The 24,282-nt window shown below is 61.7% G+C and carries 23 protein-coding genes and 1 tRNA gene; 21 read left to right on the top strand and 3 right to left on the bottom strand.

Translation table 11 applies throughout. The annotated features are described in order from the left end of the window. Positions 1-176: 176 nt before the first annotated feature. The 5 genes from CEJ42_RS02710 to CEJ42_RS02690 all read left to right on the top strand — a co-directional run bounded on the left by CEJ42_RS02710 (position 177) and on the right by CEJ42_RS02690 (position 4,748). On the top strand, positions 177-1,043 hold the full coding sequence (locus CEJ42_RS02710) for an alpha/beta fold hydrolase (protein WP_079215312.1): 867 nt from the start codon (positions 177-179) through the stop codon (positions 1,041-1,043). A 67-nt stretch (positions 1,044-1,110) separates the two neighbouring features. Further along, entirely contained in the window at positions 1,111-1,461 is a 351-nt protein-coding gene (locus CEJ42_RS02705; RefSeq protein ID WP_079215311.1) for a RidA family protein, read from the top strand. A 4-nt stretch (positions 1,462-1,465) separates the two neighbouring features. After that, positions 1,466-3,718 carry a RelA/SpoT family protein gene (locus tag CEJ42_RS02700; RefSeq protein ID WP_079215310.1) on the top strand — a complete coding sequence of 751 codons (2,253 nt, stop codon included), beginning with the start codon at positions 1,466-1,468 and terminating at the stop codon, positions 3,716-3,718. A gap of 157 nt (positions 3,719-3,875) precedes the next feature. Then, positions 3,876-3,952 (top strand) — tRNA-Val (locus CEJ42_RS02695). Positions 3,953-4,340: 388 nt separating this feature from the next. Beyond that, the gene (locus CEJ42_RS02690) at positions 4,341-4,748 is read left to right on the top strand and encodes a response regulator (RefSeq protein ID WP_079215309.1); all 408 of its coding nucleotides are present in this window, start codon (positions 4,341-4,343) and stop codon (positions 4,746-4,748) included. 94 nt (positions 4,749-4,842) lie between these two features. Here CEJ42_RS02690 and CEJ42_RS02685 read toward each other — a convergent pair whose 3' ends face one another. After that, on the bottom strand, positions 4,843-5,034 hold the full coding sequence (locus CEJ42_RS02685) for a hypothetical protein (protein WP_079215308.1): 192 nt from the start codon (positions 5,032-5,034) through the stop codon (positions 4,843-4,845). Positions 5,035-5,087: 53 nt separating this feature from the next. Next, positions 5,088-5,354 carry a hypothetical protein gene (locus CEJ42_RS24395; RefSeq protein WP_129587663.1) on the bottom strand — a complete coding sequence of 89 codons (267 nt, stop codon included), beginning with the start codon at positions 5,352-5,354 and terminating at the stop codon, positions 5,088-5,090. A 197-nt stretch (positions 5,355-5,551) separates the two neighbouring features. On the opposite strand from CEJ42_RS24395, the gene thrS reads away from it, so the two are divergent. The 9 genes from thrS to CEJ42_RS02640 all read left to right on the top strand — a co-directional run bounded on the left by thrS (position 5,552) and on the right by CEJ42_RS02640 (position 14,138). Next, positions 5,552-7,459: a threonine--tRNA ligase gene (gene thrS, locus CEJ42_RS02680; RefSeq protein WP_088749944.1), complete on the top strand. Its 1,908-nt coding sequence runs from the start codon at positions 5,552-5,554 to the stop codon at positions 7,457-7,459. A gap of 82 nt (positions 7,460-7,541) precedes the next feature. Next, positions 7,542-8,066, top strand: coding sequence for a translation initiation factor IF-3 (infC, locus tag CEJ42_RS02675; RefSeq protein ID WP_079215306.1), 525 nt, complete (start codon positions 7,542-7,544; stop codon positions 8,064-8,066). A gap of 249 nt (positions 8,067-8,315) precedes the next feature. Then, the gene (gene rpmI, locus CEJ42_RS02670; RefSeq protein WP_006712688.1) at positions 8,316-8,513 is read left to right on the top strand and encodes a 50S ribosomal protein L35; all 198 of its coding nucleotides are present in this window, start codon (positions 8,316-8,318) and stop codon (positions 8,511-8,513) included. 25 nt (positions 8,514-8,538) lie between these two features. Then, positions 8,539-8,901 carry a 50S ribosomal protein L20 gene (rplT, locus tag CEJ42_RS02665; protein WP_006712690.1) on the top strand — a complete coding sequence of 121 codons (363 nt, stop codon included), beginning with the start codon at positions 8,539-8,541 and terminating at the stop codon, positions 8,899-8,901. A 197-nt stretch (positions 8,902-9,098) separates the two neighbouring features. Continuing rightward, positions 9,099-10,127, top strand: a complete 1,029-nt coding sequence (gene pheS / locus CEJ42_RS02660; protein ID WP_079215305.1) for a phenylalanine--tRNA ligase subunit alpha — start codon at positions 9,099-9,101, stop codon at positions 10,125-10,127. A gap of 67 nt (positions 10,128-10,194) precedes the next feature. Continuing rightward, the gene (gene pheT / locus CEJ42_RS02655; protein WP_088749943.1) at positions 10,195-12,621 is read left to right on the top strand and encodes a phenylalanine--tRNA ligase subunit beta; all 2,427 of its coding nucleotides are present in this window, start codon (positions 10,195-10,197) and stop codon (positions 12,619-12,621) included. A 66-nt stretch (positions 12,622-12,687) separates the two neighbouring features. Next, positions 12,688-13,101, top strand: coding sequence for an integration host factor subunit alpha (locus CEJ42_RS02650; protein WP_079215303.1), 414 nt, complete (start codon positions 12,688-12,690; stop codon positions 13,099-13,101). A 3-nt stretch (positions 13,102-13,104) separates the two neighbouring features. Next, positions 13,105-13,506, top strand: coding sequence for a MerR family transcriptional regulator (locus tag CEJ42_RS02645; protein WP_079215302.1), 402 nt, complete (start codon positions 13,105-13,107; stop codon positions 13,504-13,506). A gap of 125 nt (positions 13,507-13,631) precedes the next feature. After that, positions 13,632-14,138: a GNAT family N-acetyltransferase gene (locus CEJ42_RS02640; RefSeq protein WP_088749942.1), complete on the top strand. Its 507-nt coding sequence runs from the start codon at positions 13,632-13,634 to the stop codon at positions 14,136-14,138. A 388-nt stretch (positions 14,139-14,526) separates the two neighbouring features. On the opposite strand, the gene CEJ42_RS02635 is transcribed toward CEJ42_RS02640, so the two are convergent. After that, the gene (locus tag CEJ42_RS02635; protein ID WP_088749941.1) at positions 14,527-15,135 is read right to left on the bottom strand and encodes a phosphatase PAP2 family protein; all 609 of its coding nucleotides are present in this window, start codon (positions 15,133-15,135) and stop codon (positions 14,527-14,529) included. Positions 15,136-15,550: 415 nt separating this feature from the next. On the opposite strand from CEJ42_RS02635, the gene epsL reads away from it, so the two are divergent. From epsL to xrtB, 7 genes are all read left to right on the top strand, one after another. Further along, positions 15,551-16,786: an XrtB/PEP-CTERM-associated polysaccharide biosynthesis outer membrane protein EpsL gene (gene epsL, locus CEJ42_RS02630; RefSeq protein ID WP_129587671.1), complete on the top strand. Its 1,236-nt coding sequence runs from the start codon at positions 15,551-15,553 to the stop codon at positions 16,784-16,786. Between the two features lie 10 nt (positions 16,787-16,796). Then, positions 16,797-18,212, top strand: a complete 1,416-nt coding sequence (locus CEJ42_RS02625) for an undecaprenyl-phosphate glucose phosphotransferase (protein WP_088749939.1) — start codon at positions 16,797-16,799, stop codon at positions 18,210-18,212. A gap of 49 nt (positions 18,213-18,261) precedes the next feature. Further along, entirely contained in the window at positions 18,262-19,275 is a 1,014-nt protein-coding gene (locus tag CEJ42_RS02620) for an EpsD family peptidyl-prolyl cis-trans isomerase (RefSeq protein WP_243397761.1), read from the top strand. An 82-nt stretch (positions 19,276-19,357) separates the two neighbouring features. Beyond that, positions 19,358-20,149, top strand: a complete 792-nt coding sequence (gene epsE, locus CEJ42_RS02615; RefSeq protein WP_079219121.1) for a polysaccharide export protein EpsE — start codon at positions 19,358-19,360, stop codon at positions 20,147-20,149. Between the two features lie 72 nt (positions 20,150-20,221). Next, positions 20,222-21,622: a chain length determinant protein EpsF gene (gene epsF / locus CEJ42_RS02610; RefSeq protein ID WP_079215296.1), complete on the top strand. Its 1,401-nt coding sequence runs from the start codon at positions 20,222-20,224 to the stop codon at positions 21,620-21,622. 63 nt (positions 21,623-21,685) lie between these two features. Beyond that, complete coding sequence (gene epsG / locus CEJ42_RS02605) at positions 21,686-22,567, top strand: chain length determinant protein tyrosine kinase EpsG (protein ID WP_088749937.1); 882 nt, start codon at positions 21,686-21,688, stop codon at positions 22,565-22,567. 28 nt (positions 22,568-22,595) lie between these two features. Then, complete coding sequence (gene xrtB / locus CEJ42_RS02600) at positions 22,596-24,239, top strand: exosortase B (protein ID WP_088749936.1); 1,644 nt, start codon at positions 22,596-22,598, stop codon at positions 24,237-24,239. The last annotated feature ends 43 nt before the right edge of the window (positions 24,240-24,282 follow it).

The following is a 24,282-nucleotide window of genomic DNA, read 5'->3' as shown; positions in this document are numbered from 1 at the left end:
GGCAGTTCGCTGCGGCCCGCTCCCGGGCAGTCCGTTTTTTCCTTTCCCTGCTTTCCTCTTCGTGAGCCGATTCCTGCGATTGCATGGCCGTGCCTGGCGCATCTGCAGGATTCCATTTCGGCAAGTCATGGTGAAATAGTAAAATGTCGACTTCATCCACCAGAAGGGCCGCGACCATGACTGAAGCTGTAGTGAAGACGGTGCAGTGCATCTCGCCCGGCGGGCTGCACACGATGGCCTACAAGGAGTGGGGCGATGCGCGCAATCCCAACGTGCTGGTGTGCGTGCATGGCGTCACGCGCGTGTCGGACGACTTCGACCGCATGGCGCGCGAGCTTTGCGACACCTATCGCGTGGTCTGCCCCGACGTGGTCGGGCGCGGGCGCTCCGGACGGCTGCGCAATCCCCAGTTCTATACCGTGCCCCAATACATCAGCGACATGGTGACGCTCTTGGCGCGGCTGGATGCCGATATCGTGGACTGGTTCGGCACCTCGATGGGCGGGCTGATCGGCATGGGACTGGCTTCGCTGCCCGACAATCCCATCCGCCGGCTGGTGCTCAACGATATCGGCCCGTCCATCAACGGCTCGGCCCTGGCGCGCATCGGTGAATACATCGGCCAGGACGTGCGCTTCGACAGCTTCGACGAAGCCGCCACTTATATCCGTACGATTTCCGCCAGCTTCGGCAAGCACAGCGACGAGGAGTGGCACAAGCTGGCCAAGGATGTGCTGCGCCAGAACGACGAGGGCAAGTGGGTTCGCCACTACGACCTGGCGCTGGCGGTGCCGTTCAAGCTGACCACGCCGGAGATGGCGAGCGCTGCGGAGCAGATGCTGTGGGCGGCGTATGACGCCATCGCCTGCCCGACGCTGGTGGTGCGTGGAGCCCAATCAGACCTGCTGCTGCCCGAAGTGGCGCAGCAGATGACGCAACGCGGCCCCAAGGCCCAGCTGGTGGAACTGCCTGACGTCGGCCATGCGCCGACCTTCATGCACGCCGACCAGATCGAGGTCGCCAGGAAATTCCTGCTGGGCTGAGCCGCGCCTGCGCGGCTTTGAACATTGACCCGCCAGCGCGCTGGCAACAACGAATAAAGGAAACAACATGACCGTACAACGCCTGCACGTCGGCAAGCGCCTCTCCGAAGTGGCCATCCATAACGGCACCGTCTATCTCGCCGGCCAGATCGCCGAAGACACCACCCAGAACATCGAAGGCCAGACCCGCGAGGTGCTGGGCCACATCGACCGCCTGCTGGCCGAGGCCGGCAGCGACAAGAGCAAGATCCTGTCGTGCCAGATCTTCCTGTCCGACGTGAAGGACTTCGCCGGCATGAACGCGGTGTGGGACGAGTGGGTCGCCGCCGGCAACGCGCCGCCGCGCGCCACCGTCGAATCCAAGCTGGCCCGTCCCGAGCTGCTGGTGGAAATCATCATCGTGGCCGCCCAGAAGTAAGCGCATGGTTTCGGTAGCCAGCATCCAGGGCGAAGGCCTGGCCGCGATCACGGCCGGCCTGGGGCCGGATGACGTCGCTCGCGTGGAGAAGGCGCTGGCCGAGCTCGAGCCGCTGTATGCGGACAAGCAGATCCAGTCCGGCCAGAACGCGCTGCAGTTCGTGTTCTCGGTGGCGTCGGTGCTGACCGCGCTCAACGTCGACGCCGCCACCCGCATCGCCGGGCTGGTGTTCGAGGCGCAGATGCTGCATCCCGGGCTGGAAGAACAGCTCGAGGAGCGCTTCGGCAAGGAAATCGCCGACCTGGTCAGCAACGTGCGCCAGCTGATGCGTTTTCACAGCCTGAGTTTTCAGGCGCCGCAGCAGGAAGTCCTGCGCGGCAAGAACGCCGCCCAGCAAGCCGCTGCCCAGGTCGAGACCCTGCGCAAGATGCTGCTGGCCATGGCCACCGACATGCGCGCGGTGCTGGTGCGCCTGTCTTCGCGCGTGGCCACGCTGCGCTACTTCGCCGAGACCAAGCAAGAGAACGAAGCCAGCGCGCAATACGCGCGCGAGACCTTCGAGCTGTACGCGCCGCTGGCCAACCGGCTGGGCATCTGGCAGCTCAAATGGGAGCTGGAGGATCTGTCGTTCCGCTTCCTGGAGCCGGCGACCTACAAGCGCATCGCCAAGATGCTCGAAGAAAAGCGCCTGGAGCGCGAAGCCTTCGTCGCCAACGCGATCACGCGCCTGCGTTCCGAGATGGCGGCGCAGGACATCAAGGCCGAGGTCAGCGGCCGGCCCAAGCACATCTACAGCATCTGGAACAAGATGCGCGGCAAGTCCATCGACTTTTCCGAGCTGTACGACGTGCGCGCGTTTCGCGTGATCGTCGACGACGTCAAGACCTGCTACACGGTGCTGGGCATCGTGCACAACATCTGGACGCCGATACCCGAAGAGTTCGACGACTATATATCCCGCCCCAAGCAGAACGGCTACCAGTCGCTGCACACCGTGGTGCTGGCCGAAGACGGCCGCGCGCTGGAAGTGCAGATCCGCACGCACGAGATGCATCACTTCGCCGAGTACGGCGTGGCGGCGCACTGGCGTTACAAGGAAAGCGGCGGCTCCAATTTCTCGGCGCAGAAGTACGACGAGAAGATTGCCTGGCTGCGCCAGCTGCTGGCCTGGAAGAACGAAGTCACCGACGCCGTGGTGGACCAGGAAGAGGTGCGCCGCGACTGGGTGGAGAAGCTCAAGTCGGCCACGCTGGACGAGCGCATCTATGTATTGACGCCGCAGGCGCGCGTGATCGAGCTGCCCAGCGGTTCCACGCCCATCGATTTCGCCTACCACCTGCACAGCGATGTCGGCCACCGTTGCCGCGGCGCGCGCGTGGATGGCGTCATGGTGCCGTTGAACACCGTGCTCAAGAACGGGCAGACGGTCGAGATCATCACCGCCAAGAGCGGCCCCGGCGTAGGCCCGTCGCGCGACTGGCTCGGCGCCGGCTATACCGCCAGTTCGCGTACGCGCTCCAAGGTGCGCGCGTGGTTCAACGCCATCGAGCAGCAGGAAACGCTGTCGGTGGGGCGCGGCCTGCTGGAAAAAACGCTGCAGCGCGAGGGCAAGACCGCCGTCAACCTGGAAGAGCTGGCGCAAAAGCTGGGCTTCGCCAAGGTCGACGATCTCTGTCTGTCGCTGGCCAAGGACGAGTTCAGCCTGCGCCATGTGGAGCAGGCGCTGCACGAAGGCGAAGAAAAGAAGCCCGAGATCGACGACGAGGCGCTGATCACGCGCAAGAGCCGTGCGTCCAGCATCGTGCAAGGCGCCAAGTCGGGCGTGCTGGTGGTCGGCACCGACGGCCTGCTGACGCAGCTGGCGCGCTGCTGCAAGCCGGCGCCGCCGGATCCGATTGCGGGCTTCGTCACGCGCGGCAAGGGCGTCTCCATCCACCGGGTCAATTGCAAGAACTTTTCCGAGATGAGCTCGCAGGCGCCCGAGCGGGTGATCCAGACGACCTGGGGCGCGCCGGCCAGGGATACGGTCTATCCGGTCGACATCTTCGTGCTGGCCAGCGATCGGCAGGGGCTGCTGCGCGATATCTCCGATATCTTCCTGCGCGACAAGATCAACGTGATCGGCGTGAGCACGCAAAGCAGCAAGGGGCATGCGCGTATGGCATTCACAGCGGAGATCGGCTCGACCGAGCAATTGCAGAAGGCACTGACGGTGATCCGTGAAGTGAAGGGCGTCATCGAGGCCAAGCGGCAATGATGAATCGGGCGGCGGCAGCGGGTCGTGCTGCCGCTTCCCATCGATGCCGCGAGATATTGGAGAAGGGGTAAAAGGGCTGATGGAAAATATTTTCAGTTTTTTTTGTTTTACCCCTTGGCAAAATGGAAAAGGCCTCCTATAATATTGCTTCTTCGTTAGGCGCGTAGCTCAGCTGGTTAGAGCACTACCTTGACATGGTAGGGGTCGTTGGTTCGAGTCCAATCGTGCCTACCAATTCTTCTGTTGATGCAGTAGGGTTGGATAGCGAAGTAAAACTAAAATGGAAGCGCATTCGCGGCTTCCATTTTTGTTTTCCGCCTCCGGTTTTTTTTCTCCGCATTCTGATTCCCGTTTTCCTTGAGTTTTGCGTACGTCGCGATCTTGCGTTTTTCGCTGCGCGGATTTTCTTCGCGTGAAATCCTGTGTGCTGAGATGACGGCAAATGGTGGATGAAAATTTTTTCCGTTCTCCTGCCGGCGATCAAGGCGAAGGCTCGATTCTCGGGGGAGAATGTTTGCTGATCTGGGGAAACTTTTCGAAAATGCTTTAAACTTGCTATCGAATTTTTTCCAGATATCCCTATCTAACCCTATATCCCTTTCTACGGAAGTTCGAGTTAACTATGGCGGCAGATGATCAGTATTTTTTGGTGGTCGATGATTTTTCGACAATGCGGCGTATTGTCAGCGGCCTGCTGAAAGAGCTTGAGTACACCAGGATCGCCGAGGCTGATGACGGTTCTTCCGCGCTCAAGGTGCTGGAAGCGGGCGCCATGCCGATTACCTTCGTGCTGACCGACTGGAACATGCCGGTGATGGACGGCCTGACGCTGCTCAAGAAGATTCGTTCGACGCCGGCGCTGGCGCACCTGCCGGTCCTGATGATCACGGCCGAGGCCAAGAAGGAAAACATCGTGGAAGCGGCGCAGTCGGGCGCCGACGGTTATATCGTCAAGCCCTTCAATGCGGCCACGCTGAAAGAGAAGATCGAGAAGATCCTGGCGCGCCGCGCCAACCTCGAAAAGGCCTGATTGGCCCAGGATCGGTCCGGCGAGCGGGCCGGCCAACAAAAAACGGCATCCAGTTGGATGCCGTTTTTTTATTGCCGAGTCCGGTTGTATGGGCTCAGCCGCGATTCACGTTGAAATAGGGCAGGATGTCGCCGCGGGTCCAGGATTTGATCTCGTTGCCGTTGAGCAGTACGCGGTACTCCTGGTGGCGCTCGCCGTTGTCCAGTTCTATCGTGCGGCTTTGCAGCGTGTACTCGACATCGTTGATGACGGTCAGGTGTTCGATGCAATTGTGTCCATCAGGCATGGTGCGGTTCTCCGAAATTCAAGCCAGATCCTAGCATGGCCGGGCGTCTCTTTTTATGACCGGCCCACGTTAAAAAAGCTCATTTGCATTTGTAAATGATGAAGAATTTTGAATGAATGGCCTGCGGCAATTGTTGTGAGGGATTGTTGCTGTTTTTTGTGATTGAGCGTAATCGGCGGCAAGCTTGTCTTTCTCATATTGCAGCCGCATGCGCGCGCGATGTGAACTTGCCAAGCCAGCGGCATTAATTTGCTATAATTGCCGTTTTCCGGGTTCGTGCCGTCGGCATGGGCCAGCAAGGCGGGGCGAGAAGCCCGCAACCATCATTCTGTAAGAGCGAGAAAGGCAAACCGGTTATGACACCGCGAACTACCACCGAGGTTTTCGAGCGACGCTAGTCGGGTTCTTTTTCGTTCATTGAAAAGGCGCGGCTGGTCCGCGTTTTTTTTCGTCCGTCTTTTCCGTATCACCTACCCAAAACAGGCAAGGCAGCGCAGCTGCCGACATGGAGTGCAAAATGGTTTCAGTTCGTCTTCCCGATGGTTCGCAACGCCAGTTCGATGGCCCGGTAACGGTGGCGCAGGTCGCCGCCAACATCGGCACCGGCCTGGCCAAGGCGGCGCTGGCAGGCCGCGTCGACGGCAAGCTGGTCGATACCTCGTTCCTGATCGACAAGGACTCCGAGCTGGCCATCGTGACCGACAAGGATGCCGACGGCCTCGAAGTGATCCGTCACTCGACCGCCCACTTGCTGGCCTATGCCGTCAAGGAGCTGTTCCCGGACGCCCAGGTCACCATCGGTCCGGTGATCGACAACGGCTTCTACTACGACTTCTCGTACAAGCGTCCCTTTACGCCGGAAGACCTGGAAGCCATCGAGAAGAAGATGGCCGAGCTGGCCAAGAAGGACGAGCCGGTGACCCGCAAGGTGCTGCCGCGCGACGAGGCCGTGACCTACTTCAAATCGATCGGCGAGGACTACAAGGCCGAGATCATCGCCTCCATCCCGCAGAACGAGGACGTGTCGCTGTACACCGAAGGCAGCTTCACCGACCTGTGCCGCGGTCCGCACGTGCCATCCACCGGCAAGCTGAAAGTGTTCAAGCTGATGAAGCTGGCCGGCGCCTACTGGCGCGGCGACTCCAACAACGAGATGCTGCAGCGCGTGTACGGCACCGCCTGGGCCAAGAAGGAAGACCAGGAAGCCTACCTGCACATGCTGGAAGAGGCCGAGAAGCGCGACCACCGCAAGCTGGGCCGCGCGCTGGACCTGTTCCACTTCCAGGACGAGGCGCCGGGCCTGATCTTCTGGCACCCGAAGGGGTGGTCGATCTGGCAGCAGGTCGAGCAATACATGCGTCGCGTCTACCAGGACAGCGGCTACCAGGAAGTGAAGGCGCCGCAGATCCTCGACCGCTCGCTGTGGGAAAAGACCGGTCACTGGGATAACTATCGTGACAACATGTTCACGACCGAATCGGAAAACCGCGCCTACGCGCTCAAGCCGATGAACTGCCCGGGCCACATCCAGATCTTCAACTCCGGCCTGCACAGCTATCGCGACCTGCCGCTGCGCTACGGCGAATTCGGCCAGTGCCACCGCAACGAGCCCTCCGGCGCGCTGCACGGCATGATGCGCGTGCGCGGCTTCACCCAGGATGACGGCCACATCTTCTGTACCGAAGATCAGGTGCAGGAAGAGGTTGCAGCCTTCAACAAGGTGGTGCGCGAGGTGTACGACTGCTTCGGCTTCAAGGACGTCGCCGTCAAGCTGGCCCTGCGCCCTGAAAAGCGCATCGGCGCCGAAGAGGTCTGGGACAAGGCTGAAAACGCGCTGCGCGAAGCCATCCGCGCCTCGGGTTCGGAGTGGGAAGAGCTGCCGGGCGAGGGCGCCTTCTACGGCCCCAAGATCGAATACCACCTGAAGGACTCGATCGGTCGCTCCTGGCAGTGCGGCACCATGCAGGTCGACTTCTCGATGCCGGCGCGCCTGGGCGCGGAATATGTCACGGAAGACAACGACCGCAAGGTGCCCGTGATGCTGCACCGTGCGATCGTCGGCTCGCTGGAGCGCTTCATCGCCATCCTGATCGAAAACCACGCTGGCGCCATGCCGTTGTGGCTTGCTCCGGTGCAAGTTGTCATCCTGAATATCTCCGACGCGCAAGCCGATTACGTGAAGAGCGTTGCACAAACGCTGAAAAAACAAGGGTTTAGGGTCGAGACCGATTTGCGCAACGAGAAGATTACCTATAAAATACGGCAGCATTCCATTCAGAAGCCGCCCTATATCCTGGTTGTCGGCGACAAAGAACGGGATGCCAACACAGTGGCCGTGCGTGCGCGGGGCAATGTCGATCTGGGCGTAATGTCCATCGACACCTTGGTGGAGCGCCTCAAGACTGAGGTCGAGACCAAAGCCTGATCGAGTCGATCGGAGGAAGCAAAAGCTTCCTCCCCAGCGCAAAAGCACGGCTTAATTTATTGGATTTTAAAAGGAAACGGCAATAGCTACTGACAAGTCGTCGCATCGCCTGAATCGCGAGATCACCGCGCCGGAAGTGCGCTTATCGGGTGTGAACAACGAGCCCCTGGGCATCGTTAGCCTGGCAGAGGCCTTGCGCCTGTCGGAAGAGGCGGAAGTCGATCTGGTTGAGATCGCACCGACCGCGCAACCTCCGGTTTGCCGCTTGATGGACTATGGCAAGTTCAAGTATCAGGAGCAGAAGAAAGCTCATGAAGCCAAGCTCAAGCAGAAGGTCATCCAGGTCAAGGAAGTCAAATTCCGTCCCGGCACCGATGATGGCGATTACAACATCAAGTTGCGCAATCTGACCAAGTTCCTGGAAGAGGGTGACAAGACCAAGATCACGCTGCGTTTCCGCGGCCGTGAAATGGCTCACCAGGAAATCGGCATGCGCATGTTGGAGCGCCTGAAGGCCGATCTGGAACCGTATGGCCAGGTCGAGCAGTTTCCCAAGATGGAAGGCCGCCAGATGATCATGGTCCTGGCGCCGAAGAAAAAGAAGTAAGCCTCAGTTTGCAAGGACTGTGCAGTTAGCCGTATCCGGACGATGTCTCCCGATGTCGTCCGAGCCGCGCAAGCGGTGCAGAGTAGGGCCGACAAAGGATTTGCCGGGTGCAGCGATGTGCCGGGCAAAAGCGGCGGGGGTGAAATACCCGCGCCGTCAAATAAGTGAGAGCAGGCATCAAAGAGCAGCGAGCATTGCTGCCACCTGCAATCATCAAAAAATGGAGCTGTCCGGAAGGACAGAGTTGCTATGCCTAAGATGAAATCGAAGAGCAGCGCGAAGAAGCGTTTTCGCGTGCGCCCGGGCGGTACCGTCAAGCGCGGTCAAGCCTTCAAGCGTCACATCCTGACCAAGAAGACCACCAAGAACAAGCGTCAACTGCGCGGTACCGAGGGCGTCCATGAGACGAACCTGAATTCCGTTCGCGCGATGCTGCCGTTCGCTTAACCTCACACTCAATTAAGGAGCTACTATGCCTAGAGTCAAACGTGGGGTAACAGCGCGTGCCCGTCACAAGAAAGTCCTCGCCCTCGCCAAGGGTTACCGCGGTCGCCGCAAAAACGTCTACCGTATCGCCAAGCAAGCAGTCATGCGCGCTGGCCAATACGCGTACCGTGACCGTCGTAACAAGAAGCGCGTGTTCCGTGCCCTGTGGATCGCCCGTATCAACGCCGCTGCGCGTTCGCACGGCGTGACCTACAGCGTGTTCATGAACGGCCTGAAGAAGGCTGCGATCGAACTGGACCGCAAGGTTCTGGCCGACATGGCTGTCACCGACAAGGCTGCATTCGCTGCCATCGTCAACCAGGTGAAGGCCAACATCGCTGCCGCCTAAATCGTCAGCGTGTTGATGCGGTTGCCGGCCGCTTCGACTTCAAGTAAAGCAGCCGGCGCTGCAATCCTGCGGGGCAAAGGTGTAATACCGATGCCCCGTATGTTTTTGATCCACCGATTTTCTGATCCCGCCACGCGCGCGGATCTTCTTCTTTTCGACTTCGTCGTCGGACTTTCGATTGGAGCGAGACTTACCGCATGAATCCCCTAGACCAACTCCTGGGCCAGCTCGTTACGCAGGCGCAGAGCGATTTCGCCGCAGCGCCCGACGCAGCCGCACTGGAAAACGCCAAGGCCAAGTACCTCGGCAAGACCGGCCAGATCACCGAGCAGATGAAGGGGCTGGGCAAGCTGGCGCCGGAAGAGCGCAAGGCGCAGGGGGCGATCATCAACGTCGCCAAGGAACAGATCGAAAATGCACTGACCGCGCGTCGCGATGAACTGGCCAATGCCCAGATGCAGGCGCGCCTGAATGCCGAAGCCATCGACGTCACGCTGCCCGGCCGCGGCCGCGGCGTGGGCGGCATCCACCCGGTGATGCGCTCGTGGCAGCGCGTCGAGGAAATCTTCCGTTCCATCGGTTTCGACGTGGCCGACGGCCCCGAGATCGAAACCGACTGGACCAACTTCACCGCATTGAACAGCCCGGAAAACCACCCCGCGCGCTCGATGCAGGACACCTTCTACATCGAAGGCAACGACACCCAGGGCAAGCCGCTGCTGCTGCGCACCCACACCAGCCCGATGCAGGTGCGTTACGCGCGCATGAACAAGCCGCCGATCAAGGTGATCGCGCCGGGCCGCACTTATCGCGTCGACAGCGACGCCACCCACTCGCCGATGTTCCACCAGGTCGAAGGCCTGTGGATCGCCGAGGACATCAGCTTCGCCGACCTGAAGGGCGTCTACCTGAACTTCGTCAAGGCCTTCTTCGAGACCGACGACCTGCAGGTGCGCTTCCGTCCTTCCTACTTCCCATTCACCGAGCCCTCGGCCGAGATCGACATCGCCTTCGGCAGCGGTCCGCTCAAGGGCCGCTGGCTGGAAGTCTCCGGCGCCGGCCAGGTGCACCCGACGGTGGTGCGCAACATGGGCCTGGATCCCGAGCAGTACATCGGTTTCGCGTTCGGCTCCGGCCTGGAGCGCCTGACCATGCTGCGCTATGGGATCAACGACCTGCGCCTGTTCTACGAAGGCGACCTGCGCTTCCTGAAGCAATTCAATTAAAACCGATAACGAAGGGCGCCGCGCGCGAGAGCGCGGCGCGTCCGGCTGATAGCTGAAAGTCTGAATCATGCAATTCTCTGAAAACTGGTTGCGCACGATGGTCAATCCGAACATGACGTCGGATGAACTCTCGCATTTGCTGACGATGTCCGGCCTGGAAGTGGAAGAAGTCGAGCCGGTCGCGCCTCCCTTCACCAACGTGGTCGTGGGCGAAGTGCTGGAGGTGAGCAAGCACCCCGACGCCGATCGCCTGAACGTGTGCCGCGTCAACGTGCACACCGGCACCATCCTCAACATCGTCTGCGGCGCTCCCAACGTGCGCGCGGGCCTGAAGGTGCCGTGCGCCATGGTTGGCGCCGTGCTGCCGCCGGGCGCCGACGGCAAGCCCTTCGAAATCAAGGTCGGCAAGCTGCGCGGCGTCGAGTCGCAGGGCATGCTGTGCTCGGCGCGCGAGCTGAAGCTGTCGGAAGACCATGGCGGCCTGCTGGAGCTGCCCGACGACGCGCCGGTCGGCCAGAATTTCCGCGACTACCTGCAACTCAACGACCTCAAGTTCACCATCAAGCTCACGCCCAACAAGGCCGACTGCCTGTCGGTGCTGGGCGTGGCGCGCGAAGTGTCGGCGCTGACCGGCGCGCCGCTGAAGGCGCCGGTGTTCCAGACAGCGGCGTCCAACCTGGACGAGAAGCTGCCGGTGCGCATTTCCGCGCCTGACCTGTGCGGCCGTTTCGCCGGCCGCGTGATCCGCGGCCTGAACGCCAAAGCGGCGACCCCGCAATGGATGAAGCAGCGCCTCGAGCGCAGCGGCCAGCGCCCGATCTCGGCGCTGGTGGACATCTCCAACTACGTGATGCTGGAGCTGGGCCGTCCCTCGCACGTGTTCGACCTGGACAAGATCCATGGCGGCCTCGATGTGCGCTGGGGCAAGAAGGGCGAGTCGCTCAAGCTCCTGAACGGCAATACCGTGGAAGTCGACGAGTGGGTCGGCGTGATCTCCGACGAGAAGGAAATCGAATCGCTGGCCGGCATCATGGGCGGCGACGCCACCGCCGTGTCGCTGGACACCGCCAACATCTACCTCGAAGCCGCATTCTGGTTCCCGCAGGCGATCCAGGGCCGCGCGCGTCGCTACAACTTCTCGACCGATGCCGCGCATCGCTTCGAGCGCGGCGTGGACTTCGCCACCGTGGTCGACCACATCGAGCGCATCACCGCGCTGTTGATTGAAATCTGCGGCACGCCCGACACCCGCATCGGCCCGGTGGACGACCAGATCGTCAACCTGCCCAAGCGCGAAGCGGTCAAGCTGCGCACCGCGCGCGCGGCCAAGGTGATCGGCGTCGAGATCACCGACGACATGGTGGCCGACATCTTCAAGCGCCTCGGCCTGTCGTTCACGCAGGAGCCGGGCCTGTTCTCGGTAACGCCGCCGTCCTACCGTTTCGACATCGAGATCGAGGAAGACCTGATCGAGGAAGTGGCGCGCGTCTATGGCTTCGAGAACATTCCGACGCTGCCGCCGGTGGCCGCCAACGCCATGCGCATCGCGCCGGAAAACACCCGTTCGCTGTTCGCCATCCGCCGCCTGCTGGCCGACCAGGACTACCAGGAAGTGGTCAACTTCAGCTTCGTCGAATCCGCCTGGGAAGCCGACTTCGCCGGCAACGCCGATCCGATCAAGCTGAAGAACCCGATCGCCAGCCAGATGAGCGTGATGCGTTCGCAGCTGCTCGCCGGCCTGGTGGCCAACGCGCGCTACAACATCAACCGCAAGGCCTCGCGCATCCGCGTCTTCGAGGTCGGCGCCGTGTTCCTGAAGAACGCCGCCATCGTCGACGGTCCGCTGTCGGTGGCCGGTTTCGATCAGCCCAAGCGCATCGCCGCATTGGCCTACGGCCCGGTGGCCGAGGAGCAGTGGGGCCAGGCCGGCCGCAACGTCGATTTCTTCGACGTCAAGGCCGATCTCGAGGCGCTGTTCGCGCCGCGCACCCTGCGTTTCGCCAAGACCGAACATCCGGCGCTGCACCCGGGACGCTCGGCGCAGGTGATGCTGGACGAGCAAGTGATCGGCGCGATCGGCGAGCTGCATCCGAAGTGGCAGCAGAAATACGACCTGCCGCTGGCGCCGGTCGTGTTCGAAGTGGATGCCGATGCACTGCAGCAGCGCGACCTGCCGACGTACACCGAAATTTCCAAATTCCCGGCGGTCAGCCGCGACCTCGCGCTGGTGGTCAAGCAGTCGGTGGCGGCCCAGCAATTGCTGGATGTCTTCGCTGCCGAAAAGCAGGGCAACGCGGCATGCGGTATCATCCAAGCCATTGTTTTATTTGATGAATATCAAGGCCGTGGTCTGGAAAATGACGAAAAAAGCCTTGCGTTCCGATTCACCTTGCAAGATACTCAAAACACCCTCCAGGATGACAAGGTCGACGTTGCGATGAGTGCACTGGTGACAGCTGCGAGCGCAAAGCTCGGCGCCAGATTGCGTGCCTGATGTGATCCCCGCGAGCAAAAATAAAACAGACCGGAATCGGTATTACAGGCCTAGTCACTCATCGCCATGAACAACGTGAATTCGAATGAATTTCAGTCCGTGCTGGACGCAGACTTGCACCGAGCCGTGCTCGAATCGCAGGCGCGTTCGCAGGCGGACAAGAGCCTGCCCACGCTGACCAAGGCCGAACTGGCCGAACTTTTGTTCGAACAGGTCGGTCTGAACAAGCGCGAAGCGAAGGACATGGTGGAAACCTTCTTCGACGAGATCCGCAACGCCCTCGAGCGTGGCGAGGCCGTCAAGCTGTCCGGCTTCGGCAACTTCCAGTTGCGCGACAAGCCGCAACGGCCTGGCCGCAATCCCAAGACCGGTGAAGAAATTCCCATCACGGCGCGACGTGTCGTCACGTTCCACGCCAGCCAGAAACTGAAGGAAATGGTGGAGCTCTCCAGCGGCAGCCCCGTTGAACTGCCCGTCTAATCTATGAACGATCGCGTCAACAAACCAGCGGCAATCGTCTTGCCGCCGATTCCCGCCAAGCGCTATTTCACGATCGGCGAAGTCAGCGAACTGTGCGGCGTCAAGCCGCACGTGCTGCGCTACTGGGAACAGGAATTCACCCAGCTGAAGCCCGTGAAGCGCCGCGGCAACCGCCGTTATTACCAGCACCACGAAGTGCTGCTGATCCGCCGTATCCGCGAACTGCTCTACGAGCAGGGCTTCACCATCAGCGGTGCGCGCAACAAGCTCGATGGCAGCAACGAGCCGGAGCAGCCGGAGATCCCCCAGGTCCCCGCCATCAGCCTGGACGAAGAGGGCATCGAACGCGTGCGCGCCGAGTTGTTGGGCGTATTGGAGATCCTGCGTCCGGGTGCGCAGGCCTGATACGGCCCTGCATCCGCGCGAAAAACCGCTGCCGCGCGCAGCGGTTTTTTTATGCCCGTCGACGGGCGACAGATAGGACAGATAGCGGGCGAGACCATCGCCTGCAGAGGGGAGAAATCAGGGGTATGAGCCACAGCCACACTTGGCGAGCGATGCAGGCCGGCGATCTCGATGCGGTCATGGCGATCGCGGCGCAGGTGCATGAAGGATTTTTCGAGCGGCGCGAAGTGTTCGCCGAGCGTCTCGCGCTCTATCCGCGCGGGTGCATGATCGCGCAGGGCGAGGGCATCGTTTGCGGTTACGCCTTCATGCATCCGGCCAAGATCGGTTATCCGCCCGCGCTCGACAGCTTGCTGACGCAGCTCGATGCGGCGGCGGACTGTCTCTACCTGCATGACGTCGCCTTGCTGCCTGCCGCGCGGGGAGCCGGGCTGGGTCGTGCACTGATCCTGCTGCTTGCGGAGCTGGCGCTGCGCGACGCCTATCGCTTCGCGGCGCTGGTGGCAGTGCATGGATCTGCGCCGTACTGGCGGTCGTGCGGCTTCGAGGCTTTGGAGAACGCGCCGCCGCCGTTGGCGGAAAAGCTGGCCAGCTATGATGCGCAGGCCTTGTATCTGATCAAGAGGATGTGAGCGCTGTCGTCTTCATCGACGAAGACTTTCTCTCGTATGCATCGATCGATTTGTCGACCCATTCGCAGACCGCTTTTGCGGTCATGCTTTGCACGCTGCCGTCCGCTCTCAAGGCGCTGTCGGGAAGCGACGCGATTCCATCCCCGATTGCAAAGCGATCTTCAGCGCCATAGTCGGCTCCTCCGGCGCAACCGTTTTCAACGCGGGCAATACTCAATATTTTGAGCCGGCAGATATCCGGCGCGGGCAGCGTCCCGTTCGCCGCTGATGGGCATCAGCCCTCATCATCAATTCGAGCGCCATACAGGCGATCATCGCCTGGGCCCGTTACAACTCTTAACGTAAAAAAAACGCCGGACCATGTCCGGCGTTTTTTTTCATCTGCATCTCAGAGAGGAATGCTGCGGGTATAGGCCTGGTCCCGGCCTGAGAGGGACTGCGCCAGCTGCTTGAGCAAATCATGCGTCGGCGCCGGCTGGCCCGAGGTTCCCATCAGCAGGAAGGCGGCGGTCGCCGCCATCACGATGCCTCCCCGCAGCGCACGGCCGCTGTCGGAGAGTCCGCGGCAGAACCACCACGCGGCGAGCGCGCCCAGCGTCAGTCCAGTGACGATCTCCGACGCGGAATGCACCCTGATCATGAAGCGCGACATGCCCACCGCCAGCACCAGCACGCCGGCGGCGGCGATGGCCAGCATGCGCCATCGTGGCGCTCTGCCTTCGGTCAGCAGCACCGCAACGGTGAGGTAAAGCGCCGTGGCGGACGCCGAGTGGCCGCTGATGCCGGTGAAGTTGTAAAGCAGCGGCGGCGCGATGTTCCAGCCCATGTACAGCAGCTTGGTGATGACCACGATCATCATTGCCGTGCCGAAAATGAACAGCCAGCGCAGCATCTGCCGCCACCAGCCATTGAGGCCCAGCCATAGCGCGACGGCGCATGCTCCGGGCACGGTGAAGGCGCTGTCGCCCAGGAAAGTGATGCTGTACCACAAGCTCATGAACTGAAATCCGAGATTCGAAAGAACCTTAAGTGAGGTTGAGTGATCTTATATCCGTTCGATCTGATGACCGAAAAATTTCGATTACAAGATCATTAAAAGATGAGGTTGATTGTCGGAGACGTCGCAAGTTCGGGTCATGCAGCAAAGATATCGCGATGTCGGCGTCGGGGAAGAGAAAACTTCCTGTCGTCCTACAAGATCAGTGGGATTTATCCGATTGACGAAAAGTAGGTGTTTTTGCATTAGCACATCATTTTCTTAAACGCAATAAATTTTCTGAATTTATTTTGATTAATTCACGAAAATGATGCATGATTAAACCTGATTTTTCCTGTTGCATCGCAGCAATGTCGGCGCCGGAAATTGCCATTGTTTTAAAAGACGAATTAAAAAAGAAAGGACATTGGGAAAGATGGCTTGGCAGGTTCATAGTTGGATCAATCGTCGGAATGGCGCGCAAGTACTTGCTGTACTTGCCTTGGCGTCTATTCAGGAAGCGCGTGCCGCAGATGACGGGCAGGTGGTGACGCCGTACGTACAATATTCAATCTTGTATGACGACAATTTGCTGCGACTGCGTGATTCTGCCGCGGCGCAATCCGCCCTCGGCACCTCGCAAATGTCTGATTATGTCCACTCCAGCGTCGGAGGGATCCGATTCGACAGGATGTTCAGCCGCCAGCACGTTCGCGTAGACGCGAGCCTGAACAAAAACAGTTTCGATTACTTCAAGCAGTTCGACAACAACGGCCGTGACCTCAACGCGTATTGGGGCTGGGCCCTCGGTGAGCGTTTCACCGGTGATATCGGCTACGTCTATTCGCAGTCGCTCACGCCGTTCCAGAACTTGCGGGTGCTGGAAAAGAACCTGCGCACCATGCAGACCAAATACGCGACGGTGGCATGGCAATTGCATCCGGACTGGACTGCCCGCGCGCAGTTTTCGCGTTTCGGCCTCGGTTACGAGCTTGCCTCGCAGCAAGCCAACAGCTTCACCCAGGACATCACCGAAGTGGGGCTGGACTATACGGCGCGCAGCGGCAGCATCGCAGGGTTGCAGGCGAGGCACACGAAGGGCAATTACCCCGAGTCCACCGTCGTCAGCGGTTCGGTCGTCAACAATTCGTTCACCCAGGATGAGCTCAAGGCGCGCGTCACCTGGCTCTACAGCGGCAAGACCAAGCTGCAGTTCCTGGGCGGCTATGTCAGCCGCCAGCGCGTCGCCGGCGGCGCGGCCGACTACAGCGGCTTCAACGCCAGGCTCATCGCTGACTGGGCGGCAACCGCCAAGACCGGTTTCAAGTTGAACCTTTGGCGTGAGATCGGCGGTCTGAGTGATGTGGATGCGAACTACTCGCTGACCAACGGCATCAGCCTGGCGGCGGTCCACAAGGCCACCGAGAAGTTGCGTTTCGACGGATCTTTCGATTACCAGCGGCGCAACTATAACGGCGCCGCCGTTATCACAGGCGTCACCCCTTCCAACCGGAAGGACAGGTACGAGAAGGCCAGTTTCAGCATTACTTATTCTCCGTTGAGGTCGCTGTCGCTGATGGCGGCCATCTACCGCGAGAATGTGCAGTCAAATATCGACAGTTTCGGTTACGTCTCCAACGGTATTGCATTGACCACGCGCTATGAGTTCTGAGGCCCCCAAAATGAATAATGAAATTCGCGACACCTTGCCATTGGTCAACGTGAAGCCCAATGTGATCGTAATGGTCTTCAAGCGATTGCTGGAGCCGGCGCTGATCGTCACTTACCTGTGGATCCTGGTCCGTCTCAACGGCCTGTCGTTTACCGGTGACTACTGGGTGCTGGCCATCATGGCGTTCTTCGTCAGCTCCTATTTCTTCTCCGAATTCCATGAGCGACGCCTGCGCCGCAATCCCCAGGGCGTGCGTTCGGTGACGCCGATCTTCGTCGACTGGATCGCGGTGGTGGCGGTGCTGGGCGTGATCGGATACATCTGCGAGTTCTACCAGCAGTTTTCTTCTCCGGTGATCATGGCCTGGGCGATCGGCACGCCGTTCGGCCTGATGGTGTCGCAGTACGCGCAGTCGCGCGTGATGCGCGACCTGCATACCAAGGGCGAAGTCAGCAAGGCCATCATCATCGGCGTCAATCCCGCCGCGCTCAAGCTGGCCGAGCGCATGGAAAACTATCCGGCGCTGATGGTCAGGCTGATGGGTTTCTTCGACGACCGCGAGATCAATCGCCAGCCGCAGGGATCGTTCACGCCGCTGATGGGCAAGATGTCCGATGTGGCCGCCTACGTGCGCAAGCACAACATCAACATGGTCTACATCAGCATGCCGATCTCGGCGCAGCCGCGCGTGCTGCAGATGATCGACGAGCTGCAGGACACCACGGCGTCGATCTACTTCGTGCCGGACATCTACATCTTCAATCTGATCCAGGCGCGCTTCGACTACGTCGGCGGCATGGCGGTGATGGCCATCTGCGAAACGCCGTTCACCGGCATGAACAACTTCGTCAAGCGCGTCAGCGACGTCGTGCTGGCCTCCATCATCCTGCTGATGCTGCTGCCGGTGCTGATGGTCATCGCGATCTGCGTCAAGGTGACTTCGCCGGGCCCGGTGATCTTCAAGCAGCGCCGATACGGCCTGGACGGCGAAGAGATCGTGGTCTACAAATTCCGCTCGATGACGGTCATGGAAGACGGCGCCGCGGTGAAGCAGGCGCAGAAGGGCGATATGCGCCTGACCAAGATCGGCGGCTTCCTGCGCAAGAGTTCGCTCGACGAGCTGCCGCAGTTCGTCAATGTCCTGCAGGGCAGGATGAGCATCGTGGGGCCGCGCCCTCATGCGGTCGCCCACAACGAGCTTTACCGCAAGCAGATCAAGGGCTACATGCTGCGCCACAAGGTCAAGCCGGGCATCACCGGCTGGGCGCAGGTCAACGGCTTGCGCGGCGAGACGGAGACGCTCGACAAGATGAAAGCGCGTATCGAATTCGATCTGGAGTATCTGCGCCGATGGTCGCTCACCTTCGACCTGTGGATCATCATCCAAACCGTGCGCCTCGTGCTCAAGAGAGAGAACGCCTACTAGCAATCAAGAAAAACAGGGTGGTCCTTGCGCCGTCGCAAGCATTGCGGAGTTGCCAGCCGCAGTGCAGGGCAGGGATCGCCATGCCGTCCAACGAGGTATGGAATTGAAAGCTGCCAGGATGAGAAGAACAAGATATGCAATGCGGTTTGCCGCCACGGGCAAACTGAAAACCGCGGTCTCGATCGTGTTGCTGGGAGCGCTGGCTGCCTGCGGAAGCAAGAACGAAGCTTCGTCAGGACAGGCGCTGGCCAGCGTCGACGGCAAGGAAATCACCATTCACCAGCTCAATGCGGAGCTGGGCCGAAGCGGTGCACGAGAAGCCAGCAAGCAGCTGCTCGACGGGCTGGTCGCCCGGCAGCTGCTGGTCAATGCGGCCCGGAAGGAAAAGCTGGACTCCAATCCGTCCGTGCTCGCCGACATCGAGCGCGCCAAGGACCTGGTCCTGGCGCAAAGCTATGTGCAGATGAAGCTGAGCAAGCCGGCGCGCCCCAGCCAGCAGGAGGTCGACGACTTCTACCGCCAGCATCCGGACTGGTTTGCGCAGCGCAAGCAATATGAATTTTCTGAGTTGGTCATCAGCAATGCCAATCTCAGCAAAGAACTCAATGAACTTATGACGAGCACCAGGCCTCTTGAAGAGGTTGCCGGCTGGCTCAACGCACGCAACATCCCGTTCACCCGGTTGCAGGTGGTCAAGACGTCCATGGACCTGCCGCCGCCGATGCTGGAAGGACTCAAGGGCATGGAGCGTGGCCGGCTGTTCATCGTCAAGGAAGGCGACTCCGCCATCCTTGCCGCGCTGGCCGACGTCAAGAGCGCCCCGGTGTCGCAGTCCGCGGCCGCCGCGCAGATCGAACAGTATCTGGTGGCGCAAGGCCAGGGACGCATCACCGACCAGGAGCTCAACCGCCTCAAGGCCGATGCCAAGATCGATTACTTCGACAAGGCCAAGGCCCTGAAGGACCTCGCCGCCGCGCCTGCCGCCACCACCGCGGTGCAGGGAAGCGGCGCCGCGGCGCCGAAGGACGATGCCGTCGCGCGCGGCCTGTCCGGCATCAAGTGAGCTATGCCCCGGCATGATGTGCCGGACCAGAATCGTGGGCTAACCGACGTACTAACAGACGTAATCCGGAGTTAAAACAATGATGAGAAAAATCTTACTGCTGCTTGCAGGTTTGCTGATTGCCGCCGGCCTTGGGTCCTCCGCCATGGCGGAAGACATACCTTTGGGACCGGGAGACGTGATCCGCGTCAACGTCTACGGCAGCCAGGACCTCACGCTGGAGACACGCATCAGCGAGGCGGGCGTGATCAGCTATCCGCTGATCGGTGAAGTCAAGATCGGCGGCCTGGCCACCTCGCAGGCCGAACGCAAGATCGCCGACCTGCTCAAGAAGGGCGGCTACCTGGTCAACCCGCAGGTCAACATCCTGGTCACCACGCCGCAGAGCCAGATGGTGTCCGTGCTCGGCCAGGTCTACAAGCCGGGACGCTATCCGCTTGACGGCAAGCGCAACGTGGCCGACGTGATCGCGCTGGCCGGCGGCGTCAACCCGGACGGCGGCGACGCGGTCACCATCGTGCACAACGAGAACGGCCAGGTGAAGCGCACGCTGGTCGACATCTACGCCGTCACCCACAACGGCGACACCAGCGAGCTGCCTACGGTGTCGGCCAACGACGTGATCTATGTCGAACGTTCGCTGCGTTTCTACATCTATGGCGAGGTGCAGCGCCCGGGCATGTACAAGCTTGAGCGCGGCACTACCGTGCTGCAGGCGCTGTCGGTGGGCGGCGGCTTGACGCTGCGCGGTACCGAGCGCGGCCTCAAGGTCAAGCGCCGCGATACGGACGGCGTGCTGCAGGAGCTCGATGTGAAGAAGGACGACTTGCTGCAGGCGGACGACATCGTCTACGTCAAGGAAAGCTGGTTCTGACCGGGCACCGGGCGGTTCCCGGAAATTTATGGTCCCTGGTGGCCAAGGACCTTTAGTCAGGAGCATTCGATAATGAACCTATCCCAGTTTTTACTGATCCTGCGGGCGCACATGAAGATCATCCTGATGATCTTCGGCGTGACCGTGGCGGCCACCCTGGTGGTCAGCCTGCTGCTGCCCAAGCAGTACAAGGCCTCGTCGTCGGTGGTGCTCAATTACAAGGCGACCGACCCGGTGACCGGCCTGATGGTGACGGCCCAGGCTTTGCCGGGCTACATGCCGACCCAGGTCAACATCATCAACAGCCGCAGCGTGGCGCTGGCGGTGATCGACAACCTGAAGCTGGTCAACGAGCCGTCGGTCAAGGAGAGCTACGCCGCCAGCGGCACCTCGACCGACATGCGCAACTGGCTGGCCGACATCCTGCTGCGCAATCTCGACGCGGTAGCGTCGCGCGACAGCAGCGTGATCGACATCACCTACAAGGGGCGTGATCCGCAGTTCGTGGCGACCATGGCCAACGCCTTCGCCGAGGCCTACCAGCAGGTGAGCATGCAGCTCAAGCTCGACCCCACCCGCAAAGCCTCCGCCTATTTCAACGACCAGATCAAGGTCTTGCGCGACAACTACGAGAAGGCCCAGGTCAAGCTCTCCAAGTACCAGCAGGACCACGGCATCACCAACCTGGACAACCGCATGGACGTCGAGAGCAATCGTCTCAACGACCTCTCGACCCAGCTGGTGATGGCGCAGGGCGCCTTGTCGGAAGCGCAGTCGCGCCGCCAGGCCGCCGGTCGCGCGCAGGATTCGCCGGACGTCAACGCCAATCCGCTGGTGCAGAACCTGAAGGCCAACCTGGCCGCCTCCGAAGCGCGCTTCGAGCAGGCCGCCAAGCGCCTGGGCAAGAACCATCCCGACTACATGAACGCCAAGGCTGAAGTGGACGGCCTGCGCGCGCAACTGGCCGCCGCCGTGTCGGCGACCTCGGCCAGCGTGGGCACCAATGCCACCATCCTGCAAAAGCGCGAGGCCGAAGTGCGCGCCGAGTTCGATGCCCAGAAGCAGAAGGTGCTCGAGCTCAATCGCACCCGCGACGAACTCTCGGTGCTCTCGCGCGACCTGGACAGTGCGCAGCGCGCCTATGAGCTGACCGCGCAGCGTTACATGCAGACCAACCTGGAAGGACAGTCCAACCAGTCGGACATCTCCATCCTGGCCACCGCCGTGCCGCCGACCAGCCCGTCCAGCCCGCGCATCGTGATCAACCTGATCCTGTCGATGTTCGTCGGCTTCGTGCTGGGTGTGGCCGCCGCGCTGGGTCTGGAACTGATCAACCGCCGTGTGCGCTCGGAAGCGGACCTGGTGGAAGGCCTGGGCCTGCCGGTGCTGGGCAGCATCGCCGTGCCCAGCATGGACGGCAAACGCGACCGCCGCCTGATCCTGGGACGCGGCTCCAGATCTCTCCCCGCCTGACGGGGCATGCAGCAAAGGGCCGGTCTGCCGGGTCGTCAACGCTAATCACGAATCGGAATTCATATGGACACTGCAATCTTGATCGAAAACAAGGACAGCAGCTCCTTGCCCAACCGCTCCATCGGCGCCATCCTGATCGACGTGGGCAAGCTCACGCCGGACAAGGCCGAGCGCATCCTGCGCCTGCAGCGCGAGCGCGGCATGCGCTTCGGCGACGCCGCCATCCAGCTCGGGCTGCTCACGCAGGCCGACATCGACCAGGCGCTGTCGCGCCAGTTCGACTATCCCTATCTGCTCAAGGGCGAGAGCCGCGTGAGCGAGAAGGTGGTGGCGGCCTACAACCCCTTCAGCCCGCAGGTCGAAACCCTGCGCGCGCTGCGCAGCCAGCTGATGCTGCGCTGGTTCGACGCCGATCTCGGCCACAAGGCGCTGGCGGTGACCAGCCCGGCCGGCGGGGAAGGGCGCAGCTTCCTGGCCGCCAACCTGGCGGTGGTGTTCTCCCAGCTGGGCGAGCGCACGCTGCTGATCGACGGCGACATGCGCAATCCGCGCCAGCATGAACTGTTCGGCCTGGAAAACCGCAACGGCCTGTCGGCGGTCATCGCCGGCCGCGTCGGCACCGCCGAATCGATCCAGCGCATTCCGGCGCTGATCGACCTGTCGGTGATGACGGCCGGCCCGACGCCGCCCAACCCGCAGGAGCTGCTCGGTCGTCCGCCGTTCTCGCAGCTGCTGCAGGAGCTGGCGCCGAGCTATGACGTGATCCTGATCGACACCCCGCCCGGCAACGAATGCGCCGACGCGCAGATGGTGGCGGTGCGCACCGGCGCCGCGCTGATGGTGGTGCGCAAGAACGTCAGCCACATCTCCAGCGTGCGCACGCTGACCGACTCCTTCGCCAGCGCCAGCGTGATGGTGGTGGGCAGCGTCCTCAACGAGTTCTGACGTCCACTTCGACCACAGAAGGCAGACGATGACGGTTGAACAGACCTATCCACTGCACGGCAAGAAGCTGAGCCTGTCGCCCTGGCTGCTGATCGCGGCGGGGCTGGCGGCGATGTACATCCCCAGCTTCGTCGACCTGTTCCACGGCGTATGGGGGACCGAACGCAACGCCCACGGTCCCATCGTGCTGGCGGTGGCGTGCTGCTACATGTACGTGCGCATACGCCAGCTGCGCGAGGAAGGGCTGATCGAGCGCAAGCCCGCGCCGCTGGCCGGCGGTGTGATGATGTGCTTCGGCCTGCTGTGCTTCGCCCTCGGGCGTTCGCAGACGGTGCTGTTCATGGAAGCCGGCTCGCTGGTGCCGATCCTGGCTGGCGTGGTGCTGCTGTTCTTCGGCGTACGTACCTGCAAGCGCCTGTGGTTCGCCTTCTTCTTCATGCTGTTCATGGTGCCGCTGCCGGCGTCGGTGGTGGATCTGCTGACCCAGCCGCTGAAGATCGGCGTGTCCTATGCCGCCGAGCACCTGCTGCGCGTGTTCGATTACCCGATCGCCCGCAGCGGCGTGATCCTGTACATGGGGCAGTACCAGCTGCTGGTGGCCGACGCCTGCGCCGGGCTCAATTCGCTGTTCACGCTGGAGGCGCTGGGCCTGCTGTACATGAATCTGGTGCGACACCAGTCGCTGCTGCGCAACGTCACGCTGGCGCTGCTGATCGTGCCGATCTCCTTTACCGCCAACACGGTGCGGGTGGTGGTGCTGGCGCTGATCACCTACCACCTGGGTGACGCCGCCGGGCAAGGTTTCCTGCATGGCTTTGCCGGCATGCTGCTGTTCTTCGTGGCATTGGGACTGATCATCGCCATGGACAGCCTGCTGCGCCTGATCGCGGTGCGTTATGCACTGTGGCGCGGCATCGCGGTGCCCGAAGCGGTGCCGCGGGCGCGCAAGCCGGCCGCGCAGGAGCGCGGCGCCCTGTTCGCCATCGGCGTGCCGCAGGCGGCCCTGATGGCGACCGGCATGGTGGTGGCGGTCGCGGTGGCGCACCTGCTGGTGCCGCGCGAAGAAAACGTGGTGAAGACGGCCAAGTTCGACAGCTTCGTCCCGCACGCATTTGCCGACTGGCGCGAGGTGCCGTCGCCTTATCTGCAGGTGAGCGTGGACCTGGACGACGGCACCGGCCGCAATCCCGACCAGCCCTACGACGACGTGCTCAGCCGCACCTACGTCAACAGCCGCGGCGAGCAGGTGATGCTGGCCCTGGCCTATGCCGGCGAGCAGATGCAGGACGTGAAGATCCACTCGCCCGAAGTCTGCTACGTGGCCCAGGGCTTCGTGCTGCGCGACAGTACGCCGATGTCGCTGTCGACGGTGGGCGCCGGCAAGCCGGTGAGCGGGCGTCGCTTCGTGGCCCGCAACAACGACCGCCTGGAAGCGGTCAGCTACTGGATGCGCATCGGCGATTCCTTCCCCGACGGCGGGCTGGCGGCGCGCATCAAGATCTTCCGCGAAGGGATGGCCGGTCGTATTTCCGACGGCATCCTGGTACGCGCTTCCAGCCTGATGCGCGAATCCGGACAAGAGTCCGCCGCGTACGCGTTGCAGCAGAGGTTCCTGCTGGATCTGGAAGCGGCGATGAGCAAGAGCAATCCGGGCCTGCTGGCGCCCGTGTGAAGCGGTTTTCTGAACGGGCCGGGCAAGCGTCCCGGGCTGTGAC

The organism is Herbaspirillum robiniae (genome assembly GCF_002213415.1).
Lineage (GTDB): Bacteria > Pseudomonadota > Gammaproteobacteria > Burkholderiales > Burkholderiaceae_D > Herbaspirillum > Herbaspirillum robiniae.
Note: the sequence above shows the minus strand (reverse complement) of the source record. Positions and strands in the feature narration are given on the sequence as shown.